The sequence below is a fragment of the Bacillus sp. WC2503 genome, from assembly GCF_052682895.1.
On sequence record NZ_JBQYMD010000001.1, the window covers coordinates 3,284,660 to 3,300,352 of the forward strand.

Sequence of the window (15,693 nt, forward strand, 5' to 3'; positions counted from 1 at the left end):
GAAAACGTTTTATTTTTTTATTTATTTTTTGAATCTATTCGTTTATAATAAATTCAAAGAAAACGTTTGCATAATTTTTTCTAGGGGGAAATACCATGGCAGAACTGAAATTAGAAAACATTTATAAAATATATGATAATAACGTAACCGCTGTAACAGATTTTAATTTACACATTCAAGATAAAGAGTTTATCGTATTTGTTGGTCCTTCTGGATGCGGAAAATCTACAACATTACGAATGGTAGCTGGACTTGAAGATATTTCAAAAGGAGAATTTTCAATTGATGGTAAGCTAATGAATGATGTTCCTCCAAAAGATCGTGATATCGCAATGGTTTTCCAAAACTATGCTCTTTATCCACATATGAGTGTATATGATAATATGGCATTTGGATTAAAGCTTCGAAAAATACCAAAAGATGAAATCGATCGTCGTGTGAAAGATGCCGCACGAATTTTAGGGCTTGAACAATATTTAGATAGAAAACCAAAAGCGTTATCAGGTGGACAACGCCAACGTGTTGCGTTAGGTAGAGCAATCGTTCGAGACGCGAAAGTTTTCTTAATGGATGAACCATTATCAAACTTAGATGCAAAACTCCGTGTTGCAATGCGCTCAGAAATTTCTAAGTTACACCATCGCCTTGGAACAACGACAATTTATGTAACACATGATCAAACAGAAGCAATGACAATGGCTTCCCGTCTTGTTGTTATGAAGGACGGAAAGATTCAACAAATTGGAACTCCAAAAGAAGTATATGAAACACCTGAAAACATTTTTGTTGGCGGATTTATTGGCTCTCCAGCTATGAATTTCTTCCGTGGTACATTAACTGAAACTGATTTCGTTATAGATAATTCATTGAAAATCAAAGTATCTGAAGGAAAAATGAAATTATTACGTGAACAAGGTTATGTAAATAAGGAAATCGTTTTAGGAATTCGTCCTGAAGATATTCATGATGAACTACTATTTTTAGAGGCTTCACAATCTACTACTTTCACATCAAAAATTGAAGTTGCTGAGTTGTTAGGTGCTGAATCCATTTTATATATGAAACTTGGAAATCAAGATTTTGCAGCACGTGTTGATGCAAGACATATATTCTCACCTGGAGACCAAATTAAATTAGCATTTGATTTAAATAAAGCGCATTTCTTTGATAGCCAAACCGAACAACGTATTCGCTAAAAAAATTTTCTTGTATATAACATACAAAAAAACCGTCCACATACATTGAGGGCGGTTTTCATTATTATACTAGGGCTTCTACTGTATGAAATGATTGTCCTTTCGTGCTAATAATACCGAAAATCGGTAAGTCACTAAGCACCACTTCTTCTTGCTGTTTCATAAAAGATGACGTTAATTGTTTTATCTCTATCCAAACGTCATTAATACAAAGTACATTGGAATCGTTCTCTTGTTGGCGAGAAAAAATAGAATCTATTTTATATAAACCAGCATTTTGAAAAAGCATATCAATGCGACTGAATGCATTCAAAGTAATACTGATAACACGTTGCCAATCTCCTTGTTTTTCCATATCATAGGATACAAAAAGGGCTTCTCCGCCTAGATTCGTAATTTCCTCCACTGTTGCTTGTCCACTATCTTGATCAATGTCCGTCACAATTACTTTTGCGCCTTGTTTAGCCAACAAAAGAGCTGTATTACGTCCAATACCGATGCCACCGCCAGTTACGATAGCAACTTTTCCTGCAAGCTTCATTTTCATTACCCCTTCTATAAGTCTTACCGTCATTCAGTATACTCCTTTATAAGATTAGTCTGCAAGCAAGAAAAGTTACTCTTTTATTTGTAAGCGATTACTTTTTTACTCCTTCTTTTTTCTTACTATTACACTGATCGAAAACGAGACCAACGAAAATTAAAATCCCCCAAAAGATTATGCTACCTCCCGTCATTACAACTTCCCCCTTCATTATATAAAGATATTATTTTCATTTATTATACCATTTTCTTAATTTTCAATCTATCGAAAAAGGACTTTCTACTTCGAAAAATATCCTTCCATAATAAAAAACCTTTTTATGTACAAGCATAAAAAGGTTTTTTATTATACTAGATTCATCACTTTTGTCTTTGTAATTAAATCATGAAAACCGCAATTATCTTTGCGGAACAACATCATATATACGTTGCATATTAACGGAATTCCAAGTAACAACATGTTCGGTAATAACAATACAAAAAATCGTAAAGTTAATGTTTGCAACGTTAATTTTTCACTCGTCAATGAAATCAATTTTGTTCTCGTTATTTTTTTCCCAAGTGTAACACCGTTCCAAATAAAAGGTAACAAAATAAAATATAGAACCATTAATATGAAAACTACTGCGAGATCATATCTATAGTCACCGAAACTTATATTAAACCGATTAAAAATAGCACTATAGTTTCCGGTCATAACAGCTACTACTGCACCATACATAACCGAGATTAAAAACATGTCAATTAGGGAAGCACCTATGCGATTCATTACAAGCGCTGGACGATGCATCTTCAACTTCATTTTATGTCGACTCCTTCGTATCCTTCTTTACCCGTTACATCGTACCACTTCTAAAAAACATTGTAAACTGGCGTTTCTCTTACTTTTCTTGTACAATGTGTTACAACAGCATTGTAAAGGAGGTTCCCATATTGAAAAAATGGATAATCCTATTCGTCGCCGTCCTATTAACTGCTTGTACAGGAAATACAAACCATGTATCTTATACGATTAACGATGAATACGAACTCATACGTACTTCTGGAAATGCATTTGAACTGTTCCCTACGCAAGATGCTGTATATGCCACACAATACATCCCTGCCAAAATTACAGACATCGCTTGGGATGATAAATACATTATTGTAAAACAAACAGAGGAAAAGTCAGATCCAAATAACCCTGACGCAGCAATTGCAAATAAAAAAAGTGAACATTATTGGATTATTGACGTAAAGCACAATAAACGTTTCGGTCCCTATAATGAAAAACAATTTAATGAACAAAAAGATGCGTTTAAAATTAAAGTGCCTTTTCAAAATGTAGATTCATACATAAAAGAAATAAAAAAACAGTCAGCATAATATATAGAATGCTGACTGTTTTTCCTTATATCATTTTAAAAACATATTACTCAGAAAGTGAAATGTTAAAACTTTGTGATTCTTTAACAGTTTCTTGTGTTTCTGTGTCTCCTGCCATTAAATCATCCGTTGTAAATTTAATATCCTTTACCTTTTCTTTTCCATCATCAAGTATTAAACCGATAATTCCATCTCTTGTTTCACCAGGCTTATAATCTTCTCTTGATACATTTTTCGTACCAACGAGCGTATCTTCATCATATAAAAAGTTTTGAGTCGCTACTTTAAAATGTTGCTTATCATTAATCGTAACATCATTCATAGAGAAAAATTGCATATTTTTATTCCCGCTATTTTCCACCTTATATGTAATTTCAACGTAACGAATCGTATCACTAATCTCTGTTCCACTTAGCGATGCATATAATTCAGCATCTTCTTGACTTACCTTATCGCCCAATCTACGCTTTACTTCGTCAGGAGTTAATGCCGTATATGCTTTTAATGTATTTTTTGCGTCTTCACTCATTTGTGATAAAGAGATTACTTTCACATCTTGTACATGAATTTTCATTGGTGCTACTTCAAATGTTTGATTCACAGAATGTATCTGCTCTAACTTGAAAGTACCCCATCCTGTTTCTTTCACTTTTTGCCCAATTTTTTTTAGCTCACGCCCACCATATTCTTTTGTTTCAGGAATAGATTCTTTCTTCTTCGGTTCAGCTTTCTTTTCTTCTTGATGGAAGCAACCACTTAACATAAGAAGAAAACTACATAAAACAAAAATACTTTTCCATGCTTTCATCATTTAATTTCTCCTAACACTATCATTCATTAAAATAAATTAGTCCCTAGTCTTGTAAACTATAGAAACAATAAGAAGTCCACAAAACGAACTTGTCAGTCCAGATACTATTATACCCCCTATTTGGAAAATATGAAAATAGGGATTTACGAACGCGTGAACGATAAATATAATAGTTGCCACAATGATTGCCGAAACCCAATACTTCCTTTTTTCTGAAGCTATAATAATATCTTTCCCTGTTTCATCTTTATACTTCCATAGTACGTGTAATAGTAATAATAAACCAACACATGTACTCCCATGTTGCATATATTTATACACCGGAATACTATGTAATTCTCTTTGTAACAATGGTATTTCCATAACGAAGTAGCCTGTATTATGAGTAAACGCATCCCAAACAACATGCGTGAGCATACCAAATAAAGCAGAATAGCAAAATACAAAGAAATCCTTCCATGTATGAAGTCCCCACCTCTCATCTACTGCATATGTATAGTAGCCAGCAAATGGTTTAGCTAAATGTGTTATAAACGGCTTTTTTAAAATGTAATGATATATGTATGCTAATAGAAAGACAAGAGGTAAATTTAAATATAAGAACCCAAGCCACGTATGTCCAATCACGCCATACGGTCTAAAGTGTAAAAAATATTCAAAGTCAGGTGCCATACTACCTAATATAAGAGCCGTTACTGAAATATAATTAACCTGCTTTTTAGAAAAAGGGAGAACAGCTGCTGGATGCGCAAATGTAAACGGCATATTTTAACTCCTTTTCATATTTCCAATAGAATATCATCTATCATAACGAGAGAATTGACCTTCATGCAATGTTTATTTTCACATTGGAATATGATAGTTTCCATGTTATAATCCTCATGAAATATTCAGAAAATAAAATGGGAGTTCTCATGTCATTAACACTTTTCTTTTTTCTATGGAAGAACTTAAAAATTATAAAATATACGCCTGCTCTCGTTGGCTTTATAAGCGTTCTTTCCATTTTTATATTGCAGAGAATGACGTTCGGCTGGGAAAATCTCGGTTTTGGCGCACTTTATTAGCAAGTCGTCTTACACTTGTATTTTTTGCTTTTTTTAAATCAAAATCCGTTATGAATTGAGGTTTATATATTGATTGACGTACCCTTTTTAAAAAGTGTCACATTAAAAAAAGAAGATATCCCTAGCTTTTCCGCATATCCTTACTGTTTACCCGCTATTCGAACATTACAATCGCTCCTTTTCCATCCAAATGTAACATTCATTATTGGAGAAAACGGAACAGGTAAATCAACACTACTTGAAGCAATTGCAATTGCTTTAGGTTTTAATGCTGAAGGTGGAACGAAGAATTTCCGTTTTAGCACAAATAATTCACATTCATCTTTACATGAATATCTTCGAATTTCAAAAAGTTTTAATACACCAAGCGATGGTTTCTTTCTTCGCGCTGAATCATTTTATAACGTCGCTTCTTATATCGATGAAATGGATGCTGATCCAGAAGCACGCGGAAATCCAGTTATTGACTCATATGGTGGTATCTCACTACACAAACAATCACATGGCGAATCATTTTTCTCCTTATTTATGAACCGTTTTTCAGGACAAGGTTTATACATTTTAGATGAGCCTGAGGCAGCTTTATCCCCGATGAGACAACTTTCCATGCTCATTCGAATGCACGAACTAGCTGAACAAGGTTCACAATTTGTTATTGCCACGCATTCCCCTATATTAATGGCTTATCCTGAATCTACTATATATTCTTTAACACAAGAGGGGATTCACGAATCATCTTTAGAAGAAACGGAGCATTATCAAACGACGAAACTTTTCTTTGAAAATCGCGATCGATTATTCCATCATCTATTTGAGTCGTAAAAAAGAAGCAGCAAACGCTGCTTCTTTTTTATAACGCTTCTATAAATAAGGCAACCCCGATACCGCCACCGACGCATAAAGAGGCAATTCCTTTTTCTAATCCACGTCTTTTTAATTCATGAATTAAACTTACAGTGATACGAGCTCCTGTACAACCGATTGGGTGTCCAAGTCCTACACCACTACCGTTTACATTCACTTTTTCACGGTCTAAACCTAATTCTTTCTCTACAGCTAGGTATTGCGCAGCGAAAGCTTCATTAATTTCAAGTAAATCTGCATCTTCTAATGACCAATCTACTTTTTCTAATCCTTTACGAATTGCTGGTGCTGGTCCAATTCCCATAATTTTAGGATCTACTCCAGCTACTGAATAGCCAACAATTCTAGCTAACGGTTGTAAGCCTTTTTCTTTCGCTTTTTCTTCACTCATTAATACTAGAACTGCACTTCCGTCATTAAGACCAGATGCATTCCCTGCCGTTACAGATCCATCTTTACGGAAAGCTGGTTTTAATCCAGCTAATTTTTCCGCTGTAATATCTGCACGCGGATGTTCATCCTTAGAAAATACAATTTCTTTTCTACGCTCTTTTATTGTAATAGGAACAATTTGATCGTCAAAGTATCCAGACTCGATTGCTTGTAGTGCCAATGTATGACTGCGAAGCGCAACTTCATCTTGTTCCTCTCTTGTAATTTCATATTGTTCAACTAAATTTTCCGCTGTTTCACCCATCATAATATGATGAATCGGATCTTCTAGCACTTCCCACACCGTATCACGAATTTCTCCGTGCTGTAGACGTTGTCCCCAGCGGTGCTGTTTCAATGCATAAGGGCTCGAACTCATCGCTTCTACTCCACCTGCAATAACAACATCACTCACACCTAATTGAATTTGCATTGCAGCTGACATAATTGCTTGCATACCTGAAGAACATTGGCGTTGGATTGTATAGCCCGTAACTGTGTCAGGAAATCCTGCCGCTAATGCAGCCGTTCTCGCCGTATTTGCTTCATCAGTTCTTTGAATACAATGACCTAAAATTACTTCATCAACTTCATGTGGTTCTACCCCGCCTCGTTTTACAGCTTCCTGAAGTACAGGAACAGCTAATTCTACTGGTGTTATATTTTTTAGTGCTCCTCCGAAAGTTCCAATTGGTGAACGAACTGCAGCTGTAATGACAACATTATGCATTTTGTACTTGCCCCTCTCTTATGTACCCTAGTCAGTTTTTAGGTGAAATTCCATAAGATGTATATCTAAAACTATCATACTATAAACATACTAAAAAATCAAAATATTTAATATAATAAAAATAGAAGGAATTAACCTTCTATTCTGTTAATGCGTATAGGAATTTTTGTAAAATCTTCTCTGTTGTTTTATTCAAATTCGGTAACTTATCTACCGGAAAATATTGAAGCTGTAATCCTTCATGATCAAGCTTAACTTCCCCACTCACATGATGCCCCTGATACAGATGAATGACATTAAAAATTTCATCTCCATTTGGATATTGGAAGTACACTTCTTTTCCCGAAAGAACCCCGATAAATTGCATAATTTTCGCGTTTAGTCCCGTCTCTTCAAATAGTTCTCTGCGAGCAGTTTCTTCTGTCGTTTCTCCTAGCTCCATCGCTCCGCCAGGTACACCCCAATCATATGTGTCTGAACGATATTGAAGCAATACTTCTTGCCTATCATTTAATATAATAATTGCTGATCCTACTAAAATAAGTGGCCTTGTACCAACGACTTTACGTAACTCTTCAATATACCCCAATATGTAAACTCTCCTTTCCTCACCCTCCCTTATCATAACAAAATTTTTCTCATTTTGTTGATGTAAATTTCAAGAAAAAAAGGAAGCTTTCGCTCCCTTTTTTCACTTTATTTCTTAAAACTTTCATATTTTACAGCTTCAAAAGCTTCTTCAATTTCATCATTACGATAATGAACGTATGTAAAACGCCCCAATTCTACTAATCTTGCTATTTCTTGTAACGCTTTATGTTGATCATATGTTTCCCCCAGCTTAATATGTACGTAAAACTTCATTAATGGATGTTCATATACAGGTTCTCCCACCTCTACATATACATCTTCAACCCCTTGCACAACTTTTACATAACTCGCAAATTGATAAAGAGCTTCTCTGTCTGAAACGATTTTTAATGTATACATATATTCTCCCCCTTTCCTTTACTATATCAAAAAGATGACCATACTACGTTATAGAACTATGAAATTTTTTCGACTTGTAGTCTATATATTCATGTAATAAACAAGGCGTTTATCCATACATAGCACCTTTTTCTCACATATATTATAGGAAGAATTTTTTCATTTGAGGTGTTCCCTATGGATCCATACGTCAATATATGTATTTGCATTACGCCAGGCGCCAACATTTCTGAAGACCGTATCGCAAAAGATTTAGCAGTCGCAGAATCAATTTGGCACCCCATTACATTTCAAATTCAAGAAGTAATTGTATTAAATGAGCTTTTTCGTTTTTCAGACCGTGAAATTAGTTATAAAAATTCTATTCAAAGTCAGGAAAAATTAGCAGCCTTTTTCCAAACGTGTGTAAATGAAGCTCCAGAATGTGATCTTTATATTTGTTATATTGGCAGTGATTATTTTAAAGAAACAGCAGTAATTGCCTGTGCTTACTCTTTAGCTAAACAACAACAACTTACTGGTTATATCGTTTTAACAAATTCAGCCGCTCCTATGAAAAATATATATACGCTCGCTCACGAAATTGGCCATATTTTATTCACAAGGCGCGTTCACGGAAAACTTACACATGCAGATCCTCATTCTCCAACTGGCTCGGAACACCACCCTTCTCCATCAAATCTGATGTACCCTATAGTCCCCCGCCCAGAAAACGTCCATATTCATTCCTTATTAACAAACGAACAAAAAGAACTCTCTTTACAAAGCTCTTTATTACAAAGAAAAAAACAGTAACAATCTTATTACTGTTTAAAACAACTTATTTAATCAACAAACCAAGTCCCGGCTGCTAGAAATAAAAATAGACAACTAAACGTAAATGTAATCCCTCTAAAAATCCCTATATAATATTTCTTTGGAAATAATTTTTTGCATATCCAGAGCAGCCTTTTTCCTATTAACCCGAAGAACAAAATATATCCTGATGTGTCATCTAATAAAGTATCAAAATAGTTATCATGTACCTTTTTCGAAAAGGTAGTATATAGCCCGAAAATTGTTAAACCTAGAAATATAATAGATAATATACCTAGAAATATACTTTGCATATTTGTTCCCCTCTCAATAAAATATTCCGTTCGCTCAATATCAGTAAAACACTAGTTTACAGTTTTTTGCTCTTCATTTTTTAAAGACCATCGCATTAATACATATAAACTTCCATACAGAAGTAAAGGCTCTAGTATTCCCCAATATGGGTTTTGCTTTCCTAATTCTTTAAATACAAACATAATTAATAGCGGTATAATAACAACTAGCATTCCAATCCATCCAAGTATGTACGCTTCCCCAATTAACAATACTAATAAGACAATTCCAGCTAGTATGTAACTTTGTATAGTAGTTAATTGCAATACAGGTGTCCCATACCATTTATTCATAAACATTAATAATACTAGTAATAAAATTGGTAGCAAAGCTGCTACATAAATAATGCTAAATTCTTTTATTTTGCTTTTAAATGATGACATCTTAAAAGCAAAAATAATACCCACAATAGTAATCATTAAAACAATTGGGTATCCAATCAATTGTACATTCGTTAATGTAAATTCATGATTCGGACTTTCAAATAAAATATTTGTAACTAACCAGTATCCACCAATACCAATAATCATTCCTAAAATACTTTTTATACTCCCGCTTTTATCCTTCTCCATCTCTTTCACCAATTCTTCTGCATACTCTTTTGGTGAATCACCAAATATATCACTTACCGTCTTCCCCTTTTTTTCACCTTCTATTAAATGAAGTTCTGCATCTTCTAGAAAAGCGTCCACATCTTCTTCTTTAATCCCTTTTGTTATTAAATATACTTTCGTATCGATTAAAAACTCTTCTCCTTCTTTAGAAACCTTCATTATAACCCCTCCCTTAATTAACCGTTTCTCTTCTATTCGTCTTCATCATAATTTCAACGAAAATTAAAATAAATAAACTTCCGTATAAACATATAATCTGAAATAACATTGGCATGAGATCTTCTGATGTAAATGCTTGAAATACTAACATAATAGAAAGAGGAATAATTAAATATAAGTTTTTAAACCATCCTTCAAAATACATGTTTATAGCTACTGTCATGATAAAGATCCCACCAGCTAACATATAACTTTGCATTTGGGTGAATGTAACCATCTTTGTAGGATATATTACATCTAATATCGTAACAACTCCTAATAAAAACATTGGAGCAATCATGACTAAAGACCACATAGAAAACCACGTTTTTGTAAAGCTTGTTACAAAGGTCATTTTACGAAGCAAAAAATTAGGGCCTAACACAGCTAACATTAATGTGAAACTATAACCAATGCACTGAATAAGTGAAATTTGTAACTTTCCGTTATTCACTATTAAAATAGAAGCAATAATCCAAAATGCTACGATATTCATTACTGTAAAACCAATTTGCTTCCACGTTTCCTGTCTATCTCTTTCCATCACTTTTACAAGTTCATTAGCATATTCTTTCGGCGAACTTCCAAAAATTTCTTCTACACTTTTCCCGTCACTCTCACCTTCTATTAAATGCAACTCTGCATCTTCTAAAAAGCTTTCCATATCGCTTTCTTTCACACTCTTTGCGGTCAAAAACAATCTCATATCTAACAAAAACTTTTGTGCTTCACTTGATAGCATTATTTTCTTCCCTTCCCTTCAAGTAGACGTTCTACACTACTTTGCATCGCTTCCCAGCGACCCATAAATTCATCCAGTTCATCTTCTCCCTTTTCTGTTAACGTATAATACTTCCTTTTTGGACCAGATGGAGATTCCTTCATTACACTTGATATTAGCCCCTCTTTTTGCATCCGTATTAACAACGGATAAATACTTCCCTCACTCGCCATTGTAAAACCATACTTCGCTAGCTTTTCACTCATTTCATAACCGTATATTTCACCTTCAGAAATAATAGCAAGTAAGCATCCTTCTAAAATCCCTTTCAGCATTTGACTTGTCGACATAATTGAAATCCTCCCACTATCTTGTTTTACAAGATAGTGGGAGGATTTTTTCCAAATGTTTGCAGGAATTTCGTAGTTCCCCCTCTAAATAGAGCAATGAGGGAACTTTTATTATGAAGGAGTGTTTTTCATCATGGTTACAAATCGAGTTGTCTTTTTAACAGGTGCTGCGAGTGGTATTGGTTATGAAATGGGGAATACCTTTGCAAAAGAAGGCGCAAAAGTTGTTATTACTGATCGCCTTGAAGATCGTGCGAAAGAAGCTGCTGAGCAATTACAAAAAGAAGGCTTTCAAGCTATCGGTTTACAATGTGACGTTACATCTGAAGAAGAAATTACAGTAGCGCTTTCTCAAACAGTTAGTCATTTCGGTTCATTAGACGTATTAATTAACAATGCAGGAATGCAACATGTTTCACCGATTGAAGATTTTCCAACTGAGAAATTCGAGCTTCTTATTAAAATTATGCAAATCGCTCCATTTATCGCCATCAAACACGCTTTTCCTATTATGAAAAAACAAAAATACGGCCGGATTATTAACGTCGCTTCTATTAATGGCCTTGTCGGATTCGCCGGAAAAGCTGCCTACAATAGCGCAAAACATGGCGTAATTGGACTGACAAAAGTTGCCGCATTAGAAGGTGCTACCCATGGAATTACTGTTAATGCACTTTGCCCTGGTTATGTCGATACCCCTCTTGTACGTAATCAACTACAAGACTTAGCTACTACACGAAATGTACCGCTTGAAAATGTTTTAGAAGATGTCATTTATCCACTTGTACCACAAAAACGTTTATTACAAGTACAAGAAATTGCTGATTATGCTATGTTTTTAGCGAGTGAAAAAGCAAAAGGCATAACTGGTCAAGCTGTCGTTATCGATGGTGGTTATATTGCTCAATAAAGTGAAACTTTAATCAGTGGGGCTTCATCCCCCACTGATTCGTAGCCCTCACCAATCGGGCTTTTACGGGCAGTTAATGCGTGATAAAAAAATAAAGTTTGCTCACGAAGAGCAAACTTTATTTTTTATCACGAGGATCATCGTACTTTAGTAATTGCTGTGGCAGTTTCTCTATCGCAACAGTTATCCCATCTAATTTACTTTCAATCCGATGGAGTAAATATAATGTTACAACAATTGGAAAGCCTACATTACCTATCATCCCGATCCACTCTTCCATCCTTCTCTCCTCCTTTCATTATATAAATAAGGGGAAAAGGCACATTTAGGCATAAAAAACAAGCTATTATGTATTAGCTTGTTTTTCAAATAATGATGCAATTTCTCGCTCATAATCTCCACGTATAATACCTTTCTCAGTAATAATACCTGTAATTAATTCATGCGGTGTTACGTCAAATGCAGGATTATAAACATCTGTACCAATCGGTGCCACTTGTTTGCCAAAAATTTTCGTAACTTCTGTTTCATCTCTTTCTTCAATAACAATTTCGGTACCTGTTTGTTTCGTAATATCAAACGTAGATAACGGAGCTGCAACGTAAAATGGAATTTCGAAATACTTTGCTAATATAGCTAAATTCATTGTTCCGATTTTATTTGCCGTATCTCCATTTGCGACAATTCGATCTGCCCCTACGATAATTGCATCAATTTCTTTCGTACGAATTGCATGAGCTGCCGTATTATCTGTAATAAGCGTCACATCAATACCCGCTTGCTTTAACTCCCATGTCGTTAAACGGCCACCTTGTAAAACCGGTCTCGTTTCACATGCATACGCATGTAAGTGTACACCTTTTTCTTTCCCGATATAAAACGGCGCTAATGCAGTACCATACCTTGCAGTTGCAATACTTCCAGCATTACAAATTGTTAAAATGTTATCACCGTCTGTAAAGCATGTTAACGCATGTTCCCCAATACTCCGGCATACCTCTTCATCTTCCTGCTGAATGCGAAGCGCTTCTTCTTCTAATGTTTTTTGCGCTTCTTTTATTGTAATAATCTCTCGAATAGATTCTCTCATACGATCAATTGCCCAAAACAAATTCACTGCCGTCGGTCGTGATGTCCCTAAATAGTTACAATCTCTATTAAATATCTTCTGAAATTCTTCAATATGTATCGTGTTATATTTTTTTGATGCAAGCGCCAAACCAAATGCTGCTACAATTCCAATTGCGGGTGCTCCGCGTACTTCTAGCATTACAATACTTTTCCATACCTCTTCAATAGTCGTCAACGTTTTATATTCTGTACTATACGGCAACTTTGTTTGATTTAATACCGCAATTGCATCACCTTTCCAACTTACAGACCTCGGAACAGTTACAAATGTACTCATGCTTTTATGCCTCCTGAAACTGTCTGTTGAAATAATGTTCGAAACAGTTGAATATCAGCACACTTAGATTCATATTTTATTAGTTCTTTTCCTAAGTACAGCGCTTGCTTCTTAGCTTGAATTCTTCTTTCTTTATTTGCTATTTCATCTAAATCCGCTACATGAGCTAAACCAATTGTTCTACGAATCAGTTCACATCCGGCAAATCCGACGGCATCAGTAAAGATATTTTGCAAAATAATTGGTAACCATTGTTTTTCTTTCGTATATGCTTCTACCCCTTCTCCAATCCATAACTTCGTAAAAGTTTCTACAAAATAACTCCATGTCTTTTCTATATGGAAAAATAGTACACTTCTCTTTTCTTCTTCTCTCGATAAAGCATTTAATAATAGATTTGCGATAAATTGACCGATATCAAAGCCAAATGGACCGTACGTTGCAAATTCTGGATCAATCACTTTCGTTTCAGAAGGTGATGAAAAAATACTACCAGTATGTAAATCACCATGAATAAGCGCTTCTTTTCTCGTTAAAAACTTATATTTATATTGTGCTACTTTTAGTTTTAAAATTTTGTCACTCCAAAGTTCATCAATCACTGACTGTAAATCTGACTCATAATCATTCGTATCGTAATGTCCAAACGGATCCGTAAAAACTAAATCTTCTGTAATTTTACTAAGGTCTGGATTTACAAATGTACCTTCTAGCATCCTTTTCTCTTCTGACTGTAAACCGAAATCTGAAGTATAAAATAAAACATGTGCTAGAAAACGACCGATATGCTGGGATAAAAGTGGATATCCTTCTCCATCTATTAATCCTTTTCTTGTAATTGTTAGTCTTGATAAGTCTTCTATTACTGTAACTGCTAACTCTTCATCATGACTGTACACTACCGGAACATAATCTGGTACATACTTCGCAAAAATTTTTAATGCCTTGCTTTCAATCGTCGCTCTTTTTATAGACAACGGCCAGCTCTCACCAACTACTTTCGCATATGGAAGTGCTTGTTTTATTATAATTGATCTCTCTCCATCAACTAATTTGAACACGTAATTTAAATTTCCATCTCCTATTTCATGACAAACTACATTCGCCTTCTTGTCAAAATATCCATGTTCTTTCGCATATTGTACAGCTGTTACTTCTGTTAATGAATAATATCCCATCGTCTTTTCCTCCTTTTTAAATTCAGAGGTTTTTCTAACGCAGAAAAACCTCTTTCCACTAAGAAAGAGGTTTGAAGTTTATCTTCTCCCCTCTTATCTGCCAGAAATTTTACTTTCTGCTGGAATTAGCACCGTGCCTTTTGGCGTCATAAACGCCCCATTTCACAATGGTATTACGGTCGGTTGCTGGGCTTCATCGGGCCAAATCCCTCCACCTGCTCTTGATAAGAGTTATATAATTTTTTAGAATTTTTAACTTTATGTTGAAGACTATACCAAGAATAAAAATCACTTGTCAATATTTTATTTGTATAGTTCTGGACGGCGATCTGCAAAAACTGGAATTCCTTTACGTACCTCTTTAATCTTTTCGAATGTAAGTTCTCCAAATAAAATGGATTCCTCTTTATTTGCCTCTACCACGACTTCACCCCAAGGATCCACAATTAGAGAATGACCTGCAAACTCATTATTCGGATCCTTTCCTGACCTATTGCATGCAACAACATAACATTGATTTTCAACTGCTCTTGCTTGCAATAGCAAACGCCAATGTGCTAAACGAACTAATGGCCATTCTGCTACAACGAAGAAAACTTTTGCCCCTTTAGCAGTATGAACGCGCATCCATTCTGGAAAACGAATATCATAGCAAATTGTGCCAGCGCACTCGATATCATCTAGTTTAAATTCACCTGTTTTATTACCCGCCATTAAATATTTGTGTTCATCCATAAGCTGAAATAAATGTACTTTACTATATTCATTGACTAGATCTCCTTCGTTGTTTACGACATACATTGTATTGGTAACCCCTTGCTCTGTTTGCTTTGCTATAGAACCACCAACAATATGTACACCATATTGCTTCGACCATTCTTTCAACCTTTCTTTCGTTTCTAATCCATCTCTATCTGCAATTTCAGAAAGCCTCGTTAAATCATATCCTGTTGTCCATAGTTCTGGTAAGACGATAACATCTGGTCTTTCCTTCATCGCTTCGCTTATTTTGTTTTTAGCGTTCTCCATATTTTTTTCTACATCTCCAAATACAATATCCATTTGAATACATGCGACTTTCATTTTTTCAGCCCCATTCTTAATTTTCTCTTTACAAAATACTGGAAAGATTATATCATTTGTCACTAGAATTGTAACAACTTTCAA

The 15,693-nt window shown here is 34.8% G+C and carries 21 protein-coding genes, 1 pseudogene and 1 riboswitch; of the genes and pseudogenes, 6 read left to right on the forward strand and 16 right to left on the reverse strand.

The window, feature by feature from the left end:
• Positions 1 to 95: 95 nt before the first annotated feature.
• Positions 96 to 1,196: an ABC transporter ATP-binding protein gene (locus tag ACUN26_RS16675; RefSeq protein ID WP_000818938.1), complete on the forward strand. Its 1,101-nt coding sequence runs from the start codon at positions 96 to 98 to the stop codon at positions 1,194 to 1,196.
• A gap of 64 nt (positions 1,197 to 1,260) precedes the next feature.
• Here ACUN26_RS16675 and ACUN26_RS16680 read toward each other — a convergent pair whose 3' ends face one another.
• From ACUN26_RS16680 to ACUN26_RS16690, 3 genes are all read right to left on the reverse strand, one after another.
• A complete protein-coding gene (locus ACUN26_RS16680; protein ID WP_000218407.1) occupies positions 1,261 to 1,770 on the reverse strand; it encodes an SDR family NAD(P)-dependent oxidoreductase in 510 nt (169 codons plus the stop codon).
• A gap of 64 nt (positions 1,771 to 1,834) precedes the next feature.
• Complete coding sequence (locus ACUN26_RS16685) at positions 1,835 to 1,933, reverse strand: hypothetical protein (protein WP_000145639.1); 99 nt, start codon at positions 1,931 to 1,933, stop codon at positions 1,835 to 1,837.
• A gap of 152 nt (positions 1,934 to 2,085) precedes the next feature.
• Positions 2,086 to 2,541, reverse strand: coding sequence for an RDD family protein (locus ACUN26_RS16690; protein WP_000769093.1), 456 nt, complete (start codon positions 2,539 to 2,541; stop codon positions 2,086 to 2,088).
• A gap of 131 nt (positions 2,542 to 2,672) precedes the next feature.
• Here ACUN26_RS16690 and ACUN26_RS16695 point away from each other — a divergent pair, with 131 nt between their 5' ends.
• Positions 2,673 to 3,104, forward strand: coding sequence for a DUF3997 domain-containing protein (locus ACUN26_RS16695; protein WP_000758796.1), 432 nt, complete (start codon positions 2,673 to 2,675; stop codon positions 3,102 to 3,104).
• 46 nt (positions 3,105 to 3,150) lie between these two features.
• On the opposite strand, the gene ACUN26_RS16700 is transcribed toward ACUN26_RS16695, so the two are convergent.
• Entirely contained in the window at positions 3,151 to 3,915 is a 765-nt protein-coding gene (locus tag ACUN26_RS16700; protein ID WP_000973887.1) for a hypothetical protein, read from the reverse strand.
• 36 nt (positions 3,916 to 3,951) lie between these two features.
• The gene (locus ACUN26_RS16705) at positions 3,952 to 4,680 is read right to left on the reverse strand and encodes a DUF4184 family protein (protein ID WP_001116885.1); all 729 of its coding nucleotides are present in this window, start codon (positions 4,678 to 4,680) and stop codon (positions 3,952 to 3,954) included.
• Positions 4,681 to 4,796: 116 nt separating this feature from the next.
• Between ACUN26_RS16705 and ACUN26_RS16710 the strand changes: the two are divergent.
• Both ACUN26_RS16710 and ACUN26_RS16715 read left to right on the forward strand, forming a co-directional pair.
• Positions 4,797 to 5,041, forward strand: a pseudogene (locus ACUN26_RS16710) (hypothetical protein).
• A 10-nt stretch (positions 5,042 to 5,051) separates the two neighbouring features.
• Positions 5,052 to 5,804 (forward strand): AAA family ATPase, encoded by a 753-nt coding sequence (locus ACUN26_RS16715; RefSeq protein ID WP_000567990.1) that lies wholly within the window; start codon positions 5,052 to 5,054, stop codon positions 5,802 to 5,804.
• A gap of 28 nt (positions 5,805 to 5,832) precedes the next feature.
• Here the strand turns inward: ACUN26_RS16715 and ACUN26_RS16720 are convergent, their stop codons facing one another.
• The 3 genes from ACUN26_RS16720 to ACUN26_RS16730 form a co-directional block, all read right to left on the reverse strand.
• Positions 5,833 to 7,008, reverse strand: a complete 1,176-nt coding sequence (locus ACUN26_RS16720) for an acetyl-CoA C-acetyltransferase (protein WP_000552062.1) — start codon at positions 7,006 to 7,008, stop codon at positions 5,833 to 5,835.
• A 139-nt stretch (positions 7,009 to 7,147) separates the two neighbouring features.
• A complete protein-coding gene (locus ACUN26_RS16725; protein ID WP_000540531.1) occupies positions 7,148 to 7,597 on the reverse strand; it encodes an NUDIX hydrolase in 450 nt (149 codons plus the stop codon).
• 107 nt (positions 7,598 to 7,704) lie between these two features.
• Positions 7,705 to 7,998, reverse strand: coding sequence for a DUF3928 family protein (locus tag ACUN26_RS16730; RefSeq protein ID WP_000288323.1), 294 nt, complete (start codon positions 7,996 to 7,998; stop codon positions 7,705 to 7,707).
• Positions 7,999 to 8,175: 177 nt separating this feature from the next.
• Here ACUN26_RS16730 and ACUN26_RS16735 point away from each other — a divergent pair, with 177 nt between their 5' ends.
• Complete coding sequence (locus tag ACUN26_RS16735) at positions 8,176 to 8,793, forward strand: ImmA/IrrE family metallo-endopeptidase (protein ID WP_000371628.1); 618 nt, start codon at positions 8,176 to 8,178, stop codon at positions 8,791 to 8,793.
• A 29-nt stretch (positions 8,794 to 8,822) separates the two neighbouring features.
• On the opposite strand, the gene ACUN26_RS16740 is transcribed toward ACUN26_RS16735, so the two are convergent.
• From ACUN26_RS16740 to ACUN26_RS16755, 4 genes are read right to left on the reverse strand one after another with little or no spacing between them, the layout of a single operon-like run.
• Positions 8,823 to 9,107, reverse strand: a complete 285-nt coding sequence (locus ACUN26_RS16740; protein ID WP_001190630.1) for a hypothetical protein — start codon at positions 9,105 to 9,107, stop codon at positions 8,823 to 8,825.
• A gap of 51 nt (positions 9,108 to 9,158) precedes the next feature.
• Positions 9,159 to 9,920, reverse strand: coding sequence for a DUF1129 domain-containing protein (locus ACUN26_RS16745; RefSeq protein ID WP_000868628.1), 762 nt, complete (start codon positions 9,918 to 9,920; stop codon positions 9,159 to 9,161).
• A gap of 13 nt (positions 9,921 to 9,933) precedes the next feature.
• Positions 9,934 to 10,701, reverse strand: coding sequence for a DUF1129 domain-containing protein (locus ACUN26_RS16750; protein ID WP_000952880.1), 768 nt, complete (start codon positions 10,699 to 10,701; stop codon positions 9,934 to 9,936).
• On the reverse strand, positions 10,701 to 11,030 hold the full coding sequence (locus tag ACUN26_RS16755; RefSeq protein ID WP_000107973.1) for a PadR family transcriptional regulator: 330 nt from the start codon (positions 11,028 to 11,030) through the stop codon (positions 10,701 to 10,703). The genes ACUN26_RS16750 and ACUN26_RS16755 overlap by 1 nt, the downstream gene beginning before the upstream one ends.
• A 133-nt stretch (positions 11,031 to 11,163) precedes the next feature.
• Here ACUN26_RS16755 and ACUN26_RS16760 point away from each other — a divergent pair, with 133 nt between their 5' ends.
• Positions 11,164 to 11,940, forward strand: coding sequence for a 3-hydroxybutyrate dehydrogenase (locus ACUN26_RS16760; RefSeq protein ID WP_000258447.1), 777 nt, complete (start codon positions 11,164 to 11,166; stop codon positions 11,938 to 11,940).
• A gap of 118 nt (positions 11,941 to 12,058) precedes the next feature.
• On the opposite strand, the gene ACUN26_RS16765 is transcribed toward ACUN26_RS16760, so the two are convergent.
• The 4 genes from ACUN26_RS16765 to ACUN26_RS16780 all read right to left on the reverse strand — a co-directional run bounded on the left by ACUN26_RS16765 (position 12,059) and on the right by ACUN26_RS16780 (position 15,693).
• A complete protein-coding gene (locus ACUN26_RS16765; protein ID WP_000393323.1) occupies positions 12,059 to 12,220 on the reverse strand; it encodes a YvrJ family protein in 162 nt (53 codons plus the stop codon).
• Positions 12,221 to 12,286: 66 nt separating this feature from the next.
• Positions 12,287 to 13,348, reverse strand: a complete 1,062-nt coding sequence (gene mtnA / locus ACUN26_RS16770; protein WP_000103030.1) for an S-methyl-5-thioribose-1-phosphate isomerase — start codon at positions 13,346 to 13,348, stop codon at positions 12,287 to 12,289.
• Entirely contained in the window at positions 13,345 to 14,526 is a 1,182-nt protein-coding gene (gene mtnK / locus ACUN26_RS16775) for an S-methyl-5-thioribose kinase (protein ID WP_000542698.1), read from the reverse strand. The genes mtnA and mtnK overlap by 4 nt, the downstream gene beginning before the upstream one ends.
• 90 nt (positions 14,527 to 14,616) lie before the next feature.
• Positions 14,617 to 14,757: riboswitch (SAM riboswitch) on the reverse strand.
• A gap of 72 nt (positions 14,758 to 14,829) precedes the next feature.
• Positions 14,830 to 15,693 (reverse strand): carbon-nitrogen family hydrolase, encoded by an 864-nt coding sequence (locus ACUN26_RS16780; RefSeq protein WP_002093326.1) that lies wholly within the window; start codon positions 15,691 to 15,693, stop codon positions 14,830 to 14,832.